We start from the raw sequence: 20,929 nt of genomic DNA, 5'->3' as shown, positions 1-20,929 counted from the left end.
ACATGAAAAAGTGGAATGATAAAACGAAAGTTCAATGTGCTATAATAGGTCTTTCGTTTCGAGTATTCTGTATTTTAAAAAGGAGAATTTTCCTTTTATATAACAGTTTGGAAATAGGAGATTTATCCATAAAAAGTTCAGAAATAAAAACTACACATCTATACAACTATATGTTATTATGGTTATGTAATAGAAAGCGTTTTCTAAAGCGTACTTATAATGATAACGATTTCATAAATTTGATTAGGGGGAATTAAAATGTTGCAGTTTTTACAACGTATTGGTAAAGCTTTAATGCTTCCGATCGCAGTACTACCAGCAGCAGGATTATTGCTTCGTTTAGGGCAACCAGATGTATTTGATATTCCTGTTATGGCACAGGCCGGCGCAGCAGTTTTTGATAACTTAGCACTTATTTTTGCAATTGGTATTGCAATCGGTCTTTCAGTGGATGGTAGTGGTGCAGCAGGTCTTGCAGGTGCAATTGGTTATCTTGTTATGAAAAATAGTATTGATGCACTTAGCAAAGGGTATTCAACTGCTGAATTACAAGGTAAATTAGGTAAAGTCCAAGATTTAATAGGTAATAGCGCAAATGTAGATCCATCTAAGCTTGCGGATACAATGACACAAGTATCTAAGGCTGCTGAATTATCGACTAAAGTAGATATGAAAGTCTTAGGTGGTATTATTGTTGGTGTTATAGCAGGACTTCTTTATAATAAATTCCATAAGATTAAACTTCCAGAATGGTTAGGTTTCTTTGCTGGAAAACGTTTCGTTCCAATTGTTACATCAGTTGTGATGCTGATATTAGGAATTCTATTTGCACAAATTTGGCCAACAATTCAAAATGGTATTGATGCATTAGCTCATGGAATTGTTAATTTAGGTGCAATTGGTTCAGGACTATTTGGTTTATTAAACCGTTTATTAATCCCAATTGGTTTACACCACGTAATGAACACATACTTCTGGTTTGTATTTGGGGACTTTACAAATGCAGCAGGTAATGTTGTTAATGGTGATATTGCTCGTTTCCTTGCAGGTGACAAAACAGCAGGTATGTTTATGACTGGTTTCTTCCCAGTTATGATGTTCGGTTTACCAGCAGCATGTTTCGCAATGATTGCAGCTGCTAAACCAGAAAAGCGTAAAGCAGTTACTGGTATGTTAGCTGGTCTAGCATTAACTTCATTCTTAACTGGTATTACAGAGCCTATTGAATTCTCATTCATGTTCTTATCACCAGTATTATATGGTATTCATGCTGTATTAACAGGTCTTTCTTTATTCATTACAACATCGCTTGGCATTCATGATGGTTTCTCATTTAGTGCCGGTGCAATCGATTACGCTTTAAACTTCGGTATTGCAACAAAACCAGTCTTACTAGCAGGTATTGGTTTAATTTACGCAGCAATTTATTTCATAGTATTCTACTTCTTAATTAAGAAGTTCGATTTAAAAACTCCTGGTCGTGAAGATGACGATGAGTTAGTTGAAGATGGTGATGCACCAGTTGCAGGTTCAATTGGTGAAACTTACGTAGCAGCTTTAGGCGGAAAAGAAAACTTAACAGTTATTGATAACTGTGCAACACGTCTACGCTTACAAGTAAAAGATGCTGGTCAAGTAAATGAAGCAGCATTAAAACGTGCTGGTGCAAAAGGTGTTATGAAATTAAGTAATACAAGTGTACAAGTTATCGTAGGTACAAATGTTGAATCTGTTGCCGATGATATGAAAAAACACGTATAAATAATGAGATAAGAGGATGTCCAAAAAGATTGATAACATCAATTTTTTAGAGGATATCCTCTTTTTTTTGTTAATAATTTAACGGGAATCTTACTTTTGTAAATTTTCTTTTTCTTTTTTGTACATATAGGTTGGTAATATGTGCAGTGCGTGATAAAGTAGGGATGATATAGAATGGATTATCCATAATCTACTAAAATAAATCTTTAATAGAGGAATTAAATTATTGGTGAGTAAGGGGAAAAAAGCAATTATGGATCAGGAAAAAAATAATGCGAATGGGAAAGTACGTCGGCCGATTGTATACATCAAAAGAACAATCATTCTCGTCTTACTATTATCACTTGTATATTTCATGTATACAAAAATTGTTGCGCATAATAAGAAAGAAGAAACTTTAAAAGCGGCAGCAGAAATGAAGAAACAAGAAGAGCTAAAAAAGAAAGAAGAAAAAAAGAAACAAGAAGTACAGAAGCAAAAACAAAAAGAGCAGGAAGAACAAGTGAAGCAAGCGCAAGTTGCGGAACAGCCTGCTGAAGGACCACCTCAAGAAATTAATGAAAACGCTCAATTGGACCAGTATTTAAAAAACGCAGGCTTTAGCGGGACAGCTGTTATTGTGAAGAATGGAAAAGTTCTTTTGAATAAAGGATACGGTATGGCAAATAAAGAGCAGCAAGTACCGAATAATTCAGAGACGACTTTTTATATTGGTTCTATTTCAAAGGCGTTTGTAGCAACTGCTATTATGCAGTTGAAAGATCAGAATAAATTACAAGTAGAAGATACTGTTGCAAAGTATATTCCAAATTTCCCACAAGGTAATAGTATTCAGCTAAAACATCTATTAACACATACATCAGGGATTCCCGAATATGAGCAGGGAAAAGAAGATATTTCTCATGAAGAACTGATAAAGCGGATAGGAAATCAAAAGCGTATTGGTGGTCCAGGAGAGAAATGGAAGTATTCCGATTCGAACTACTCCATACTTGCATACATTGCCGAGAAGGTAAGTGGACAGTCGCTCGAAGAATATATTAAACAACATATTTTTGCTACTGCGGGTATGAAACATTCTGGTTTTGGCACAGCGTTAGAACAAACAAGATTCCCATCAACGGGTTATAAAATAGTAAATAATAATATGACAACACCTAATATTCCGAGCATGTCACAACTATATGGTTGTGGTGATATATATACGAGTGCACATGATTTATATTTATTTAACGAAGCGTTATACTCTGGAAAGTTAATTTCAAAAGCAAGTTACGATCAAATGTTTACAGCCGTGAAAAAGGATTACGGATTTGGCTGGTACGTAGACCCAGGAAGCTATTCGAATCATGGTGTAATGCCAGGTTGGAATTGTTTAAATGGATTTAGTAAAAACGGTAGTGTGTACGTTGTTTTATTATCTAACATTCAAAACAATATTAAATCATTTGGTAAAGTGAATAACGATATATATACGATGTTAAGAAATATTGAAGTGTAAGAAACTATCCTTTTGGATAGTTTTTTTTATGCCCTGAAACAAATATTTCTTTTAGAAAATGTATGTCTTACCTATCACAAAAATATCTATTTTGTATACATTAAGATGTATGGATGTATTTTTATAATTTAAAAATAATAGGAGGAGAAGTATATGTGTCTGTTCAGTAATTATTGGAAAAAGTTATCAAGATTGTTTAATAGACAATTAGATTATTTTTTAGATAATAAGTTATTGCCTGCTGTGGAAAGACTTTTATTTTCGCAAAACTTCGCGAGGTTTATTCAAAGAAATTCCAAGCAAGCTACAGAAGAATTTATTAAATCAAGTCAATTTCAATCGATTATTTGTAACATTTTAAAAGAATGTAATACATCACCTTTTAAAGAAATTGCAGAGCAGTATTTAGGTAAAAACGTAGAAATTACTGTGACAGTGGGACAGTTAACAGGCGTTATTGTAGCAGTTGGTGATGACTTCTTAACATTGCAAGAAGGAATAGGAACAGAAGTTTTATTACCATTTACAAGTATTATATCAATTAAAGAAGCGTAAGAAAGGAGACTTATATATGTTATTTACTGAAGAATTACGTAACCATGTTGGTGAGTTAGTGCAAGTTGTGACAGCGGCCGAAATTGTTGCAGGTATTCTGTTATCTGTGACAGATGGAGCAGTAAGTGTTCGTACTTCTCCTTCTTATGGACCACCGGAAGATGTAGTTGTACGTATTCCTATTATTTCATATGTTCGCTTGGAAGGGTAAGAGTGATACAAGTATGAGAGTGTCAGTTGTTATTCCAGTGCATAATGAAGCAAGTACTTTATCAAAAGTTTTAGTAGAAGTAAGAAAGCTCGAACCATATGAAATTATCATAGTAGATAATGGATCGACAGATGGTACGAAAGAAATAGCGCTACAGCATAATTGCCGTGTAATTTATTATAGATATTCCCTTGGTAATGATGTGGGACGGGCAATTGGTGCTAGAGAAGCAAAAGGTGAAATTGTTTTATTTTTAGATGGTGATATCGTCATGAAAAGTGAAGAATTATACAATTTTATTAAAGGAATACAGCAAGGACATGAGATTGTTTTAAATAATTTAACATGGTCCGTTTATTTGAAGATGAGACCGCATTATACGACGGTTGGAAAATATATGTTAAATCGTTATTTGAACAAGAAGGAGTTTGTTGTAGGATCTTTAATTGCAATACCACATGCGATAAGTCGTAAAGTGATTGAAAAACTGGGGTGGTGGAATTTAGCAGATCCAGCATTATTTCAAGCGATGGCGATGTCTAGAGGAGTAGATATTTCTGATATGGCTTCAGTTGATGTCATTTACACAAATAAAGTTCGTCCTGTCCATACGGGCGCATCACCTGGCTCTCCTTATCCGAAAGCGACTAGTCGTATTATGGGTGATCATTTGCGTGCTTTACAATACGTAATCGAAACATACGGTAATCGCGGTGGTTTTTCAGAGGACAATAGAGATAGAGCGTTTGTAGGAAAGTATAAACCAGTTTTATTACAAAAGAAAAAAGCGAAATATAGTGCCATTATCCCGGTATCAGAAGAAAAAATAACTATAAGGTCTGTTATACAAGAAGTGAAAGAAGCAGGTGTAGATGAAATTATAGTTGTCGCGAATGGAGCAGATGTTGAGACTGTTAAACAGGCAAAGCTAGAGAATGTTATTGTAGTTGAATTTACGAAGGCGCTTGGACATAATGTAGCACGAGCAATAGGGGCCATGCATGCTACGGCAGATATTTGTTTATTCGTTGATGGTGATTTTGTTATTCCAGCAAAAAAACTCACTCCATTTTTACATGCTGTTGAAGATGGAAATGACGTGGTGTTAAATGATTTACAATGCTTATTAGATATGTTTCATCCAGCAGATCCAATTAGTATGGGAAAATACTTTTTGAATTTGGTAGCGAAAAGACCAGATTTATGGAATAACTCACTAACTGCTGTACCACATGCCATGCATAAGAAGGTAATAGAGAAAATAGGATATGACGCCCTTATCATTCCGCCATTAGCACAAGTGAAAGCTATTTTAGAAGGATTCTCTATTACAACAGTAGAGTTAGTAGATGTTATAAAAACAAATCGAGTACGTCCAGAGCAACACGAATTTGTAAATGGGCGTATTTCAGCGTTTGATCGTATTTTCGGTGATCAACTTGAGGCGGTTACGTATTTATTACAACGTACGGATGAACGTGGTGGCTTTACTGATGGAGATAGAGATAGAGATATCATTCAACAATTGAGAAGGGAAGAAGAGAATACAAATGAATAGTAGTAAAGTAGCTATTATTGGGTTAGGGTATGTTGGCCTTCCTTTAGCGGTACATTTTGCAGAAAGAGGGCATACAGTACTTGGATTAGATAAAGATATTAGAAAAATAGACTCAATTATAAAAGGAGAAAGTTATATTCCAGATGTTTCTTCTAAAGAGTTACAAAGTTTATTGACGAAAAAAAAATTAACAGTAGACACACCGGATCAAGGCATTGCTGATTTTCAAAGTAGTGATTATGTTATTGTCACTGTCCCGACTCCAATTAATGAACAAAGAGAACCAGACTTAAGTGCCCTCATTTCAGCTTCGCATTATATACAACAAAACCTTCAAAAAGGACAAACCTTCATTTTTGAAAGCTCCACATATCCAGGCACACTTGAAGAAGTCATCCTACCTATTATTTCTCAAAATAGTAACAAGGTAGGGGAAGATTTCTATATCGGATATTCCCCTGAGAGAATTGATCCAGCAAATAGTCAATATTCAGTTCAAGCTATTCCAAAAGTTATTAGTGGACAAACAGAAAAGTGTAGACAAAAGGTACAGGATTTATATAGTACCATTTTTGACGAAGTTGTACCTGTTAGCTCTCCGAAAGTAGCAGAGATGTGCAAGCTATTTGAAAATATTCAGCGCTTAGTTAACATTTCTTTAGTAAATGAACTAAACACACTATGTGAAAGTTTAGGTATTGATTTTTATGAGGCCATTGAAGCGGCATCTACAAAACCATTTGGGTTTACTCCATATTGGCCAGGGCCAGGGATAGGGGGACACTGTATTCCAGTAGACCCTTTATATTTTCAATGGAGAATAAAAAAGAATGGGGCAATTAGTCAATTAATTGAGGCAGCACATATAATTAATGAAGAAATGCCAGAGAAAATGGTCCGGAAAGTAAAAAGTGTGGTGCAATCACCTGCAACGGTGTTAATTGTAGGGATTGCGTATAAAAAAGATGTAAATGATTTGAGAGAATCACCAGCGTTACCGATTATTCAATTATTAAGAAATCAAGGATACGAGATAGAATATCATGATCCTTATATTTCTTTCGCGGAAATTGGAGATAAGGTGTATCAATCTGTTTCTTTAGATAAAGAAAAAGTTAAAAAAGCGGATTGTATTTTAATTTTAACGGATCATTCTAATATTGATTGGAAGCTTTTTAAAGGAATGGACCGAGTAATAGATACACGCGGGATTGTAAAGAAGGTGAGTAAATGAGTAAGAAATGTTTAATTACAGGTGGGGCCGGATTTATCGGGTCGCATTTAGCTGAAGAGTTGATGAGAAGAGGTTATGAGGTCACTGTTGTGGATAACTTTTATAAAGGTAAAAATAAGTACCATGAAGAGTTAATGAAAAAAATCCGTGTTATTCCAATAAGTGTGTTAGATAAAAATTCTATTTATGAATTAGTAGATCAGCATGATGTCGTGTTTCATTTAGCAGCAATTTTAGGTGTGAAAACAACAATGGAAAAAAGTATAGAGCTCATAGAAACGAATTTTGATGGGACGAGAAATATTTTACAAGCAGCGTTAAAAGGAAAGAAGAAAGTAGTTTTTGCTTCTACTTCAGAAGTATATGGTAAGGCCAAGCCGCCTTTCTCTGAAGAGGGAGATCGATTATACGGGGCAACTTCTAAAATTCGTTGGAGTTATGCAGTTTGTAAAACGTTGGAAGAGACATTATGTTTAGGATACGCATTAGAAGGTTTACCGGTAACGATTGTTCGATATTTTAATATTTATGGTCCAAGAGCGAAAGATGGTCCGTATGCAGGGGTAATCCCGCGATTTATTAGTGCGGCTTTGCAAGGAGAAGACATTCTCGTATATGGAGATGGAAAGCAGACACGTTGTTTTACGTATGTGAGTGATGCGGTAGAAGCAACAATTCGGGCAATGGATGAGAAGGTAAATGGTGAGATTATTAATATAGGTTCTGAGAATGAACAGAGTATAAAAGAAGTAGCAGAAGTAATTAAAAAATTAACGAATTCTTCTTCGAAGATTGTACAAGTGCCTTTTGAAGAAGTATATCCTCATGGTTTTGAAGAAATTCCAAATAGAAGACCAGATGTAACAAAATTAAAAAAGCTTGTTCAATTTCAGGCGAAAGTAACGTGGGAAAACGGATTGAAGGAAACAATTAAGTGGTTTCGTGAACAAAACAATGGCTAAGTCATTATCTGTTATTATTCCTGCATGTAATGAGGTCGATACGATTTCAGACGTTATTCAATCGGTAAGACCATTAAATCCAGTAGAAATTATTGTAGTAGCAAACGGTTGTAATGATGGAACAGAAGATGTTGCAGATCGTTTAGGGTGTAAAGTAATCAAACATACAGAGCTACTAGGGAACGATGTTGGACGTGCAGTCGGCGCAAAACATGCGATAGGTGATGTATTACTATTTATAGATGGTGATTTTGCTATTCAAACTTCAAAATTAAAATTATTCCTTAATCCGATTTTATACGATCAGGCAGATGTAGTTTTAAATAATTTGGATGCATTATTTTTAAAAAGGCAAAAACCTACTTCTATTACAGTATGGCGCCAAATATTAAATGCAATGTTAGAGCGTGAAGAATTAAAAATTAATTCTTTATTAGATGTACCTCATGCGCTGACGAAAGAAGTCGTTCAAAGCATCGGATATGAATGTTTTGTTAATCCTATTGTGGCTCATTTACGCCTACTTCAAAGTAAATGGAGAATTAGTCGTCATTGCGCCATTGACGTTATTACGCCAAATAAATTTCGTCCATTCCAGCATGCTGCATATGGAACAAATCTTTCCCAATCTGAAAAAAGAATGATAGGTGATCATATAGAAGCAGTAGCGGCACGGATATTAAGCAGTGATGAGCGCGGAGGATATTATGATGGAAATAGGAAAAGGGATAGTGTCTATCATACTTTAAGTTTTGAAGAGTTTTATCAAGGATGGGGCGTCACATCTAATTTGTATAAAGGAAAGCAACTATCTGTTGTTATTCCCGTACAAGATGAAGAGAAAACAATTGGAAACGTTATAGAAGAGCTTCGCAAAATTGAACCCTTCGAAATTATCGTTGTCGTAAATGGTTCGTCAGATAAAACGAAAAAAATTGCAAAAGACAAAGGGGCAACGACAATTGTATATAAAGAAGCACTCGGAAATGATGTAGGGCGCTCACTTGGAACTTATTTTGCCAAAGGAGAAATTGTGTTATTTATAGACGGCGATTTTATTATTCCAGCGAGTGAGCTATATCCTTTTGCAAAAGCTATAGCAGATGGAAAGGACGTCGCATTAAATGATTTAAATCACTATTTAGATTTAAGAGTACCACTTCATCTTGTAACTGCATTTAAGTATGCACTAAATTTAGCTTGTGATAGAAAGGATTTAGGGGTAGGCTCACTTATTGCGGTACCTAATGCATTTAGCCAAAAGTGTTTGAAAGCAATTGGGTATAAATCTTTATTGTCACCTTGTGTAGCACAAGTGAAGGCTCTTCTGTCTGGATTTGAAATTGCATGTGTATATCGTGTTGAGGTTGATAAGATGAACCGTATTCGTCCCAGTGAACATTTCGCAAAAATAGGTCACCCTCCAGCTGTACTTCGAATTATAGGTGATCATATAGAGGGACTAGAGCAAATAATTTCATTAACAGACAATCGTGGCGGATTCTATGATGGCAATAGAAAAAGAGATGTTTTATAGAAGTAACAAAAAAGTGTACAACATGTGTACACTTTTTTGTTCTGTTATAAAAACTATAACAGATTAGGAGATAAGAGTATTACAGCTCTACAATGGGTATTGTTCTTATATTACAAAATAGGACTCGTATATAAGGATACCAAAAAAATACAATTAAGGAAAGGGTTAATTTTAAAGACTTTTAAATGAAGTTAACACTATATATATAGTAGTTTGCTCAATATTTCACAAACATGTCACAACTATTTCGTTCACTTTCGTAAAAAAGTAGTATTCTAAGTGTGTAAGCTGTTATATAAAAAATCTTAGTCCTGTACTAATCAAAAATGGAGGAGATTAGGATGACTCAAGTATTAGAAAATGTTAAAAACGCATGGGAAAACTTTAAAGGTGAAAAATGGAAAGCAGAGATTGATGTTCGCGATTTCATTTTAAATAATGTAAACGTTTTCGAAGGAGACGAATCTTTCTTAGCAGAAGCAACTGAAGCAACGAAACAACTTTGGGATCAAGTAATGGATTTAACAACGAAAGAACGTGAAAACGGTGGCGTTCTTGATATGGATACAAAAATTGTTTCTTCTATTACATCACATGCCCCTGGATACTTAAATAAAGATATTGAAAAAGTAGTCGGTTTCCAAACTGATAAACCATTTAAACGTTCTTTACAACCATATGGTGGTATTCGTATGGCAGAACAAGCTTGTGAATCTTATGGATACGAAATGGATAAAGAACTTAGTCGTATTTTTAGAGATTGGAGAAAAACTCATAACCAAGGTGTATTTGATGCATACACACCAGAAATGAGAAATGCACGTAAATCAGGTGTTATTACGGGTCTTCCAGATGCATACGGACGTGGACGTATTATCGGTGACTATCGCCGAGTAGCGTTATATGGTATTGATCATTTAATTGAAGCGAAAAAAGCTGATTTAAATTTAACTGGCGGTGTAATGAGCGAAGATACAATGCGTTTACGCGAAGAGTTATCTGAGCAAATGCGTGCACTTCAAGAGTTAAAAGAAATGGCCGCTTCTCATGGCTTCGATATTTCTAAGCCAGCAACAAACACGCAAGAAGCATTCCAATGGTTATACTTCGCATACCTTGCAGCGATTAAAGAGCAAAACGGGGCTGCAATGAGTCTTGGGCGTACTTCTACATTCTTAGATATTTACATTGAAAGAGATTTAGCAAATGGTACTTTAACAGAAGAAGAAGTACAAGAAATTGTAGATCACTTCATTATGAAATTACGTCTTGTGAAATTCGCAAGAACACCTGATTATAATGAATTATTCTCTGGTGACCCAACTTGGGTAACTGAATCTATCGGTGGTATGGCATTAGATGGTCGTCCATTAGTAACAAAGAACTCATTCCGTTTCTTGCATACATTAGATAATTTAGGACCAGCTCCAGAACCAAACTTAACTGTTCTTTGGTCTAAACAATTACCAGAGAACTTTAAAAACTACTGTGCGAAAATGTCTATTAAAACATCAGCAATTCAATATGAAAATGATGACATTATGCGCCCTGAATACGGCGATGATTACGGTATTGCATGTTGCGTATCTGCAATGAGAATCGGTAAACAAATGCAGTTCTTCGGAGCTCGTGCAAACTTAGCGAAAGCATTATTATATGCGATTAACGGTGGTAAAGATGAAAAATCTAAAGCACAAGTTGGTCCTGAGTACGCACCAATTACTTCTGAAGTATTAAATTATGAAGAAGTTATGCATAAGTTTGATATGACAATGGAATGGTTGGCGGGTCTATATTTAAACACATTAAATGTTATCCATTACATGCATGATAAATATAGCTATGAACGTATTGAAATGGCACTTCATGATACAAACGTTCTTCGTACAATGGCAACAGGTATTGCTGGTCTATCTGTAGTAGCAGATTCATTAAGTGCAATTAAATACGCAAAAGTAAAACCAATTCGTGATGAAAATGGTATTGCAGTTGACTTCGAGATTGAAGGAGATTTCCCTAAATACGGTAACAATGATGATCGTGTAGATGAGATTGCTGTAAATCTTGTAAAAACATTTATGAATAAACTTCGTAAACATAAAACATACAGAAATTCTGTTCATACAATGTCAATCTTAACAATCACATCTAACGTTGTATACGGTAAGAAAACTGGTAATACTCCAGATGGCCGCCGTACTGGAGAACCATTTGCACCAGGTGCGAACCCAATGCATGGACGTGATACAAAAGGTGCATTAGCTTCATTATTATCTGTGGCTAAATTACCATATGAAGATGCACAAGATGGTATTTCTAATACATTCTCTATTATTCCGAAAGCACTTGGTAAAGAAGATGATGTACAAGTACGTAACTTAGTATCAATGCTTGATGGCTATGCAGTAAAAGAAGGCCACCACTTAAATATTAACGTATTTAACCGTGAAACATTAATGGATGCAATGGAACATCCTGAGAAATATCCACAATTAACAATTCGCGTATCTGGTTACGCTGTAAACTTTATTAAATTAACTCGTGAACAACAAATTGATGTAATTAACCGTACAATGCATGAAAGCATGTAAATGAAAAAAGTGTCCCTTCGCTCTTAATATATAGCGAAGGGAGGCTGTTTCAATAAAGGAGGAAGTAACATGGTAAAAGGAAGAATACATTCTGTAGAGTCTTGTGGTACTGTTGATGGCCCAGGGATTCGTTATGTCATATTTACACAAGGGTGTTTATTACGTTGTCAATATTGTCATAATGCTGATACGTGGGAAATCGGTAAAGGTAAAGAAATAACAGTTGAAGAAGTGATGCAGGATGTGACATGTTACCTTCCATTTATTGAAGCTTCCGGAGGCGGTATAACAGTTAGCGGTGGAGAGCCATTATTACAGCTAGACTTTTTAATTGAGTTGTTTAAAAAGTGTAAAGAGGCTGGTATCCATACAACAATCGACTCTTCTGGTGGTTGTTATTCTGAGGAACCAGAATTCCAAAATAAGCTAGATATTTTAATGGATTATACAGATTTAGTTTTATTGGATCTGAAACATATCGATTCCAAAAAGCATCGTAAATTAACAGGGAAACCAAATGAACATATTTTACAATTTGCTCGTTATTTATCGGATAAGAATAAACCGATTTGGGTACGACACGTATTAGTTCCTGGTGTTACGGATAATGAAGAGGATCTACAAAAACTATCTAGCTTTATTCAAAGTCTGTCTAATGTTCAAAAAGTTGAAGTGTTACCATATCATAAGCTTGGTGTATATAAATGGGAGGCGCTTGGACACAAGTATCCACTCGCAAATGTAGAACCACCTACTGAGAAAAATGTAGAACATGCTAAATATATTTTACAAGCGGTCTAATCCAAATATTGGATTAGGCTTTTTGCTTTCTTTACAATAAAATCTAGAGTATATATTGATAAAAGAGTATACTGAAAATAGAATATCCATAATTTTGTACGGAATAAATGGAGAAATTTACATAATTGTAAAGGGAAATCAAAATAGTAAAAAGAATTAAGAAGTAAAAGAGTGAGTATCATGGAATAGAGAACATTTGTAAGTTATTGCGAAAGCTCTTATAGGAAAGTATAATGTAAAGATATGAGCACAGATAGGATTAAGGGGTCAATCTTATATGCTTTGCATATCCACGACAGGTACATAGCTGAAAGGGAATTATTAGAATCTGTTTATGTAATTTTTAAGGAAAATGTTTTTCCTATTGTCGTATATGCAATATGGAGAAACAAAAAGCTAGGAGTGGATTTGTTTGATAAAAAACCCCAAGGTTTTAATATTAACTGCACATTACGGTAATGGTCATGTGCAAGTAGCAAAAACATTAGAACAAACATTTCGCCAAAAAGGAATTGAAGATGTTATTGTATGCGACTTGTTTGGAGAATCACATCCATTTATAACTGACATTACAAAATATCTATATTTAAAAAGTTATACAATAGGAAAAGAATTATATCGTTTGTTTTATTACGGGGTAGAAAAAATTTATGATAAGAAAATAGCATCTTGGTATGCGAACTTTGGAAGGAAACGTTTGAAAACACTTTTACAGGTGGAGAAACCAGATATTGTAATTAATACATTTCCAATTATCGCTGTACCAGAATTAAAGAAACAAACAGGTATTTCAATTCCTGTCTATAACGTATTAACGGATTTTTGCGTGCACAAAATATGGATTCATCGAGAAGTAGATCGTTATTTTGTTGCAACGGATCATGTGAAAGAATTGATGGTTGATATCGGTGTACCTGCGGAACAAATTGTTGAAACAGGAATTCCAATTCGGAGTAGTTTTGAGTTAAAGGTAAATCCAGAAATCATATATAATAAATATCAGTTATGTAAGAATAAAAAGATTTTACTAATTGTAGCAGGTGCTCATGGGGTATTAGGAAATGTAAAAGAACTATGCCAATCATTTATGTCAGTGCCTAATTTACAAGTAGTTGTCGTTTGTGGGAAAAATGAAGCTTTAAAACAGGATTTATTAAGTTTACAGAAGCAAAATTCCGATGCATTAAAAGTGTTTGGGTATGTTGAAAATATTGATGAATTATTCCGTGTTACTTCTTGTATGATTACGAAGCCAGGCGGAATAACATTAAGTGAAGCAGCAGCGTTGCAAGTACCTGTCATTTTATATAAGCCTGTTCCAGGACAAGAAAATGAAAATGCGATGTACTTTGAAAGAAAGGGAGCAGCAGTTGTCATTCGCGATGATAGTGAGGTTTTTGCAAAAACAGAGGCATTATTACAAGATGATGTGAAGCTTCTTCAAATGAAAGAAGCAATGAAAAGCATCTATCTTCCAGAGCCAGCTGGCCATATTGTAGATGCAATTTTGGCGGAAAATCATGCAGAACCGCGTCATATACCTATTAAATCACCTGCTCTTGCACAATCTTTTACTTAATATGAAACCCTCTTTGTATATGTAAAGAGGGTTCTTTATTATTTTTAAAGGAAATTTAGTGAGTTATCCACAAAAGGATTGCGCTTTCATTAAACAGTAAAGTCGGAATATTAACAACTATATCCACATTGTCCACAATTTTTAGAAAAATATCCACAATTAAAACAGCTGATATATGCTTTAATATAGAAAAATATTAAATGTTTTTGAAAATTACTAACAATTTCATCGGTTTTGTGGATAAAGTTGTCCACAGCAAAAAAGTCCCTTATGTATAAGGGGCTTTTTTGCTTACTTCTATCAGTCGAGAAAATTATGTAATGAAAATGAATAATTAGGGGGGAAACTTCTAATTATTCATTTTCACTTTAAATGCTTTTCGAGCGATATCCTGCTGCACGATCTGCTTTTTGAAATTCGCGTTGATAGAGAACTTCTTGTGTACTAGATAATGTGTTTTTTGCTTTATCACGTTTCTTTTTATCCATTACAAATCACCTCGTGTCTTAAAGTTACTATTTATCGTTTCCAAAGACATGAGGGGATATACGCATATGGAAAATGTTAACGATTGATTATCATTTCAGAAAATTTAGATTACGCTTCTTTTAATTGATGAGCATCTTGGAAGGTTGTATCTCGCATTGTAGCAAGTGTGTATTGATCTTTTGGAATTTCATATAAGTTATACACTTCTTCGTTTGCGTTAATTTCATCATATACGGCTTTTCTTGTTTCGTTTGCTAGATTCACATATTGCAGTTTTTCTGCAGCTTTAATAGAACGAATATTTATTTTACGAATACGCATGAAAATTGTTTCAATATCTAATTCATAGAAAAGTTCACTAAAAAATGAATCTTTTGCCAATTTGTTATAGCCTTTTCCATGATATGGTTTGCCAAGCCATGTCCCGAGAAATCCAGCTTTTTCTTGCACATCAAATAAAGTAATTGTTCCGATAGGGTTACCCCATTCATCTAAAATTGTGCGTGAAATTAATTCACCACGCTCTTCAGCTTCAATCGTTTGTTTCGTTAAGAATAAATATTCTTCATAAGAATAAGCCTTTTGACGCACAAAAGGGAAGACAGCTGGATCCACCATTAACTCGTATAGAACGTGGCTGTCGTGTAAGTCGCGTTTTTTCAACATACTAACTCCTCCTCACACGAGGGTAGCATGACGAAAAAACACCCCACCCTCGAAATTTTTATATCAATCTTTAAAAAATTTCGGGGTGGGAATCGAACCCACTAGAACCAGTTTCTAACGCTGGTGGCGCACCATTTGCCTTCCCCATTCATCAATTTGAAAATGATAATCACGACACAAATTGATTATGGTTTCATTCAGTTTATAATCGTATAATACTTTATCTAGTCAAAAAAATAAACTAGTTTTTTTTATTTTTTTTGTAAATTATTTTTCCATCAATCATAGTTAGTACAGGCTTGGCTAAATAATGGAAAGGATGATGAGTCCATAGCACGAGATCGGCGTCTTTTCCAACTTCGATGCTTCCAATTCTATCCTCTAAACGCAAATTTCGTGCTGGGAATATGGTGATTCCTTCTAGTGCTGTTTTCTCGTCTAACCCTTCTCTTACTGCAACAGCAGCGCAAACATTTAAATATTGAATGGGTGTATAAGGATGATCTGTTGTGATAGAAACTTCCACACCATTTTTTGATAATATATGGTAAGTATCCCATGTTTTATTTTTTAGTTCGATTTTAGAACGGCGTGTCAGAGTGGGACCGACTGAAACCTTCAAATTGTGTTTTGAAAGTTCTTCAACAATAAAGTGTCCTTCTGTGCAATGTTCAATGCGTAAATCGAGATTGAATTCTGTTGCAAAGCGTAGAGCAGAACTAATATCATCTGCTCGGTGAGCGTGGATACGTACGGGTATTTCACGACGTAATGCTTTTAAAATAGGAAGCATTCGAAAATCAGCTTCGTGCCCGTAGTGTTGTGCTTCATAGAATGATTCCCGAAGTAACCCCATAATCCCCATACGTGTAATGGATTCTTTTGTTCCATTACTATGGACTTTTTTAGGATTTTCTCCAAAGGCAATCTTTAAACCAGCAGGTTCTTGAATAATCATATGATCAATACAAGTTCCAGCTGTTTTTATTACACAAGTAGTACCCCCGATAATATTTTGACTGCCAGGCATAACGTGAACGGTTGTAATTCCGTTTTGTACAGCGTCTTGAAAGGCAATATCGAAAGGATGGATTCCATCTAAAGAACGAATATGTGGTGTTGAAACTTCAGATGTTTCATTGGCATCATTTCCAGCCCAACCAGTACCTTCATCATAGAGACCAAGGTGAGTATGGACATCAATAAAGCCAGGTAAGAGATGGAGTGCTCGTGCATCTATAACGGTCATATCTTGAGTAGGTGGAATAAAAGGTTTGACCTCGGTAATTCGCTCTCCTGTAACGAGTACATCTCCTTGAAACTTTTGAGATGTAATAGGGTATACAATGGCTTGTTTGAGCAATATTTTCATAGGTACCTCATTTCTGTTACTTTATAATGCTAATGGAAGTTAAGGGAAAGTAACTGAAAGGTTATTTGTATGGTAATGCTTCGGATCCTAGAAAATGAAAGTTTTGAAAGAGCCCATGTAAAATTGTGTTTTAGAAGTACTACATTGTATGCGAAAGTATATTTTGTAATGCATGGTCTATTTCTGGAAATGTGTATTGGTATCCATGTTCAATTGCTTTAATGGGTAATACACGTTGCCCTTCTAGTACAAGTATGCTCATTTCACCTAATAAAGTTTGAATGATAAAAGAAGGTACAGGCAACCAATGAGGCTTTTTCATTATAGTTGCAATGGTTTCTCCAAATTCCTTCATTCTTATAGGTGTTGGTGCTGTCATATTAAGAGGACCATCAATTTCTTTTTTGTGTATAATGAAATCCATCATACGAACGACATCGTCTATATGAATCCATGATAACCATTGCTTCCCAGAACCAATGGTGCCGCCGATATAGAATTGATAGGGAAGTAGCATTTTTGGAAGAGCTCCTTCATTTGCACCTAATACAACTCCAAATCTTGCGTAGATTGTTCGTATTCCGAGAGAACGTGCTTTAGATGCTTCTTGTTCCCATGAATATACTGTATTTGCTAAAAAGTCATTTCCAGGAGTCTCATGCTGTTCTGTAAAAGACTCTATTTCAGACGTTCCATAGTATCCAATAGCACTTGCGTTAATAAATGTGTGTGGCTTTGTATGGAGTCCCTGCAATTGTTTAATGAGTCCTTTTGTTGTTTGAATTCTACTGTTTAAAATGGCTTTCTTTTGTTGCTTTGTCCATCTACTATTAATAGACTCTCCGGCTAGATTAATAACTACATCAATAGAAGAGAGGGGGAAGGTTTGTAAATCTGGTGTCCATTGAACATACTGAAGGTTAGGATCGGAAGTTTCAGTAGTTTTTTTTCGTGTGAGAATGTAAACAGTATATCCTTTTTGAATAAAAAAAGTAGAAAGGGATTTACCGATAAAGCCTGTACCACCAGAAATTGCGATTTTCACAAGTATTTCCTCCTCATTATATATATTCTTGAAAAGAAAAAATGTTCCTCGACTATGTTAAAATAATAGAGAGGTGAGAGTATGGCTGTCATTACAAAAATAGAAGTACAAAAACGATCGAAAGAACGATTTAATATTTATATTGATAAAGGTCAAGGCGAAGAGTACGGATTTAGTGTGGATCAAGTAATCTTAATAAAACATGGATTACAAAAAGGCTTAGAAATTGATGAAATCGAGTTAGGAAATATTTTGTACAATGAAGAAGTGCAAAAAGCATATTTACAAGCAATCTCCTATTTATCCTATCAAATGAGAACAAAACAAGAAATAGAAGATTTTTTACGAAAAAAAGAAGTGGGACAGGCCATCATCTCTGAAGTCGTTTCGAAATTATTACATGACCGATATATTAATGATAAAGAGTATGCTGTTTTATATACGCGAACGCAAAGTAATGTGAATCGAAAAGGTCCAACTGTTATTAAAAGAGAGTTATTAAATAAAGGTGTTCAGGATTTAATTATTACACATAGTTTACAAGAATATCCGAAGGAAAAGCAAATTGAGAATGCCTTGTTTCTCATAGAGAAGAAGAAAAAATCTTATCAAAAACACTCTTTTTTACAAATGAAACTAAAGTTAGATGAGATGCTTGTTCGAAAAGGATATTCTAGAGAAGTAATTCAAATTTGTTTGGAAGAATTGAAAGACGAAAAAGATGACGAAAAGCAACAAGAAGCGTTACACTATCATGGGAATAAATATTATGAGAAATATAAGAAGCATGATGGATGGACATTTGAAAACAAGATGAAACAAGCGTTATATCGAAAAGGATTCTCTATTGATGAAATCGAGATATTTTTGCAAATGAAACGCGAAGAGGAATGAGGAGAATAAGATGAATATGCCAAAACGCTACAGTGAAATGACACCGCATGAGCTAAGGGAAGAAATTGGCGCTTTGAAGGAGCAAGCAGTAAAAGCTGAGCAGCTTGGGATTGTCAATGAATTTGATGTATTAATGAGAAAAATGGCAATGGCTCGTGCTTATATGACGGATATAAACAAATTCCGTATTGGTGAAACATATGAATTAGTAGAAGAACCTGGTGTATTATTTAAAATTACGTATTTCAATGGGGTATTTGCTTGGGGATATAAGCAAAATGATAATGAAGAGATTGGCATACCAATTTCCTTATTGCAAGAAAAATAAAAACCAGAGAGCATATATCTCTCTGGTTTTCATCTTTGGTAGGCGTTAAAGGAGATAGGAGATTCTAAAATTGGCGTTTTTTACATTCATTTGCCAATATAATGAGAGACTGGGTTTGTTGCGTCTGTCCGTTAACTTGCGCTTTCGCATGTTTTGGACGAGTCCACGTATGGTTAAATAATTCAGAACGACTATCTAAGCGATCACGGTAGCTCATCTTTATCACCTCGTGTAGGAAGTTAATTTAATTTGTATTACTCTTCCTGCTGATTTGCAGCACGCATACGTTCTTGTGGGTGCGTGTTAATTGTGCCGTTAGGTCGTTTCGAAGCGAAGCGTGATTTCGCTTTCGGTTGACCGTCGATTTTGCTGTTGTTTTTTGACTCAGACCAAAATTCGGCTTGTTTACCCATTACGAACGCCCTCCTCATTATCGGTTGATACCTCTTTAAGAAGTATCAATTATAGAATGTGCAAAATTGAAGAAACTATCCTTTAGAAATGAAGGGATAAATAGGTAAAAGGAGATTATAATATGAATGATATTTATGAAACATTAACGAAAGAATTATTAGACAAGAATGACAAGCTTTCTTACGCACAAGCTCGTGCGTGGGTTGAGTTACTATGGGAAGATTTTCAAACAACTTATGCAAAATCAGGTCGTTATCAAGGCGATGAAATGACAGAACAAGTGGTACGATCATGGATTAATAATCATGGTGTACGCCTTCATGAAATGCGTACAAATAATCCGAAGTATAGTCATTTAATTAATCAAGAAGATCATTTGAAACATTAAAAAAGCGACTTAAGTCGCTTTTTTTAATGTGGAAGTAATTCCAGTTTTTTTCGAAGCTTTTCTTCACTAAAGATCCATCCTGTATAGGAACTAATAATATTTAAATTGTGGTCGAGCTGAACGATTGCAACAAATGGATAATAATCTTTACTTCGATATCGTAAATCAATGAATCGTACTTCATAATAATGGTCATGATCAAAAATATCCCAGCGATATACAGGAGAGAAAGATAGAAAGGCCGAGATGTTTTCATCTTGTTTAGCTGCTCGCATAATATTATTGTCTGGGAACGGTACCCGATCGAACTTATCATATATCATGATGTTACCACGGTGCCATCTCGCAACGTAGTAATAATCAGCCGTAACGATTGCTAAATGGTAATGGTAAAATCGGTAAGAAGGAGAAATGATAATCTTTTCGACATTTTTGAAACGTTTGTGTACAACGCTTCTTATATTTCTGTGCATCATAATCCGTCCGATATAGTAAACAATCATTAATATATATGCCGCTAAAGCTGTATATCCCTTATGAGAACCGACGAGCATGCAAGCAATTGCAAGTATATGGATAAAGAAAATTACGGTATCGAATGTATTAATCACGCCGAGTGCGACCCATTTTTTTGTGAAAGGCCGTAATGCTTGTGTACCATAGGCATTGAAAATATCTACAAAGACGTGAAGGAAGACAGCAATAAATGACCAAAGCAGTAGATGAAGATATGGAGCGTCTGAAAAGAAGGCGAAAGAGATGCCACTTATAAGGAATGACCAAAGAATTACCGCAGGAATAGAATGAGTAATTCCACGATGATTTCTTATATATTTAGCGTTATTACGCAATTTTAAAACTGTGTCAATGTCAGGAATGTTGGAACCAGCAATTGTAGCAAGCATAACAGCTTGGGGGCCAATATCACTTTGTGCTATGGCTGGATCTAATGTTGCTAAGCTACCTAAAGTGATACCCATAACAAGGTGAGTGGCTGTGTCCATAGAAATCCACCTCCGTTTTTTATTAATGTAACTCTTTTT

The 20,929-nt window shown here is 35.0% G+C and carries 21 protein-coding genes and 2 pseudogenes; 16 read left to right on the top strand and 7 right to left on the bottom strand.

The window, feature by feature from the left end; all coding sequences use genetic code 11:
- Positions 1-2: 2 nt before the first annotated feature.
- The 13 genes and pseudogenes from B9A45_RS33280 (at position 3) to B9A45_RS27915 (ending at position 14,290) form a co-directional block, all read left to right on the top strand.
- Positions 3-117: pseudogene (locus tag B9A45_RS33280) on the top strand (transcriptional regulator).
- 141 nt (positions 118-258) lie between these two features.
- Complete coding sequence (nagE, locus tag B9A45_RS27970) at positions 259-1,761, top strand: N-acetylglucosamine-specific PTS transporter subunit IIBC (protein ID WP_000938900.1); 1,503 nt, start codon at positions 259-261, stop codon at positions 1,759-1,761.
- 253 nt (positions 1,762-2,014) lie between these two features.
- The gene (locus B9A45_RS27965; RefSeq protein ID WP_042891274.1) at positions 2,015-3,262 is read left to right on the top strand and encodes a serine hydrolase domain-containing protein; all 1,248 of its coding nucleotides are present in this window, start codon (positions 2,015-2,017) and stop codon (positions 3,260-3,262) included.
- Positions 3,263-3,415: 153 nt separating this feature from the next.
- Entirely contained in the window at positions 3,416-3,817 is a 402-nt protein-coding gene (locus B9A45_RS27960) for an LSm family protein (protein WP_000335550.1), read from the top strand.
- A gap of 16 nt (positions 3,818-3,833) precedes the next feature.
- The gene (locus B9A45_RS27955; RefSeq protein ID WP_000899480.1) at positions 3,834-4,028 is read left to right on the top strand and encodes an LSm family protein; all 195 of its coding nucleotides are present in this window, start codon (positions 3,834-3,836) and stop codon (positions 4,026-4,028) included.
- 13 nt (positions 4,029-4,041) lie between these two features.
- Complete coding sequence (locus tag B9A45_RS27950) at positions 4,042-5,586, top strand: glycosyltransferase family 2 protein (RefSeq protein WP_001266458.1); 1,545 nt, start codon at positions 4,042-4,044, stop codon at positions 5,584-5,586.
- Positions 5,579-6,820, top strand: a complete 1,242-nt coding sequence (locus B9A45_RS27945; protein ID WP_084065537.1) for a nucleotide sugar dehydrogenase — start codon at positions 5,579-5,581, stop codon at positions 6,818-6,820. Before B9A45_RS27950 ends, B9A45_RS27945 begins: the two co-directional genes overlap by 8 nt.
- A complete protein-coding gene (locus B9A45_RS27940) occupies positions 6,817-7,782 on the top strand; it encodes an NAD-dependent epimerase/dehydratase family protein (protein ID WP_000037016.1) in 966 nt (321 codons plus the stop codon). The genes B9A45_RS27945 and B9A45_RS27940 overlap by 4 nt, the downstream gene beginning before the upstream one ends.
- Complete coding sequence (locus tag B9A45_RS27935; RefSeq protein ID WP_002100715.1) at positions 7,775-9,319, top strand: glycosyltransferase family 2 protein; 1,545 nt, start codon at positions 7,775-7,777, stop codon at positions 9,317-9,319. Before B9A45_RS27940 ends, B9A45_RS27935 begins: the two co-directional genes overlap by 8 nt.
- Positions 9,288-9,508: pseudogene (locus B9A45_RS27930) on the top strand (hypothetical protein). Before B9A45_RS27935 ends, B9A45_RS27930 begins: the two are co-directional and overlap by 32 nt.
- A gap of 152 nt (positions 9,509-9,660) precedes the next feature.
- Complete coding sequence (gene pflB, locus B9A45_RS27925) at positions 9,661-11,910, top strand: formate C-acetyltransferase (protein ID WP_000195464.1); 2,250 nt, start codon at positions 9,661-9,663, stop codon at positions 11,908-11,910.
- Positions 11,911-11,979: 69 nt separating this feature from the next.
- On the top strand, positions 11,980-12,711 hold the full coding sequence (pflA, locus tag B9A45_RS27920) for a pyruvate formate-lyase-activating protein (protein ID WP_000238467.1): 732 nt from the start codon (positions 11,980-11,982) through the stop codon (positions 12,709-12,711).
- A gap of 412 nt (positions 12,712-13,123) precedes the next feature.
- Positions 13,124-14,290, top strand: a complete 1,167-nt coding sequence (locus B9A45_RS27915; protein WP_000594688.1) for a diglucosyl diacylglycerol synthase — start codon at positions 13,124-13,126, stop codon at positions 14,288-14,290.
- A 368-nt stretch (positions 14,291-14,658) separates the two neighbouring features.
- On the opposite strand, the gene B9A45_RS27910 is transcribed toward B9A45_RS27915, so the two are convergent.
- The 4 genes from B9A45_RS27910 to B9A45_RS27895 all read right to left on the bottom strand — a co-directional run bounded on the left by B9A45_RS27910 (position 14,659) and on the right by B9A45_RS27895 (position 17,862).
- Positions 14,659-14,778, bottom strand: a complete 120-nt coding sequence (locus B9A45_RS27910; RefSeq protein WP_000358482.1) for a YfhE family protein — start codon at positions 14,776-14,778, stop codon at positions 14,659-14,661.
- A gap of 109 nt (positions 14,779-14,887) precedes the next feature.
- Positions 14,888-15,445 (bottom strand): GNAT family N-acetyltransferase, encoded by a 558-nt coding sequence (locus tag B9A45_RS27905; RefSeq protein ID WP_000914737.1) that lies wholly within the window; start codon positions 15,443-15,445, stop codon positions 14,888-14,890.
- Between the two features lie 241 nt (positions 15,446-15,686).
- Complete coding sequence (locus B9A45_RS27900; protein ID WP_000698314.1) at positions 15,687-16,817, bottom strand: amidohydrolase; 1,131 nt, start codon at positions 16,815-16,817, stop codon at positions 15,687-15,689.
- A gap of 139 nt (positions 16,818-16,956) precedes the next feature.
- The gene (locus B9A45_RS27895; protein WP_000684380.1) at positions 16,957-17,862 is read right to left on the bottom strand and encodes a TIGR01777 family oxidoreductase; all 906 of its coding nucleotides are present in this window, start codon (positions 17,860-17,862) and stop codon (positions 16,957-16,959) included.
- 81 nt (positions 17,863-17,943) lie between these two features.
- Here B9A45_RS27895 and recX point away from each other — a divergent pair, with 81 nt between their 5' ends.
- The gene (gene recX / locus B9A45_RS27890) at positions 17,944-18,756 is read left to right on the top strand and encodes a recombination regulator RecX (protein WP_000268502.1); all 813 of its coding nucleotides are present in this window, start codon (positions 17,944-17,946) and stop codon (positions 18,754-18,756) included.
- A gap of 10 nt (positions 18,757-18,766) precedes the next feature.
- Positions 18,767-19,084, top strand: coding sequence for a YfhH family protein (locus B9A45_RS27885; RefSeq protein ID WP_001057024.1), 318 nt, complete (start codon positions 18,767-18,769; stop codon positions 19,082-19,084).
- Positions 19,085-19,148: 64 nt separating this feature from the next.
- Here B9A45_RS27885 and B9A45_RS27880 read toward each other — a convergent pair whose 3' ends face one another.
- Positions 19,149-19,301 carry a YpzG family protein gene (locus tag B9A45_RS27880; RefSeq protein ID WP_000122093.1) on the bottom strand — a complete coding sequence of 51 codons (153 nt, stop codon included), beginning with the start codon at positions 19,299-19,301 and terminating at the stop codon, positions 19,149-19,151.
- A 37-nt stretch (positions 19,302-19,338) separates the two neighbouring features.
- Entirely contained in the window at positions 19,339-19,497 is a 159-nt protein-coding gene (locus tag B9A45_RS27875) for a small, acid-soluble spore protein K (protein WP_000517891.1), read from the bottom strand.
- A 122-nt stretch (positions 19,498-19,619) separates the two neighbouring features.
- On the opposite strand from B9A45_RS27875, the gene B9A45_RS27870 reads away from it, so the two are divergent.
- The gene (locus B9A45_RS27870; protein WP_000998166.1) at positions 19,620-19,886 is read left to right on the top strand and encodes a YfhJ family protein; all 267 of its coding nucleotides are present in this window, start codon (positions 19,620-19,622) and stop codon (positions 19,884-19,886) included.
- 23 nt (positions 19,887-19,909) lie between these two features.
- Here B9A45_RS27870 and B9A45_RS27865 read toward each other — a convergent pair whose 3' ends face one another.
- Positions 19,910-20,890, bottom strand: a complete 981-nt coding sequence (locus tag B9A45_RS27865) for a metal-dependent hydrolase (protein ID WP_000379106.1) — start codon at positions 20,888-20,890, stop codon at positions 19,910-19,912.
- Positions 20,891-20,929: the final 39 nt, after the last annotated feature.

The organism is Bacillus sp. JKS001846, from assembly GCF_900176455.1.
In the GTDB taxonomy this organism is placed as follows: domain Bacteria; phylum Bacillota; class Bacilli; order Bacillales; family Bacillaceae_G; genus Bacillus_A; species Bacillus_A cereus.
This window is presented reverse-complemented; position numbering and strand designations above follow the sequence as displayed.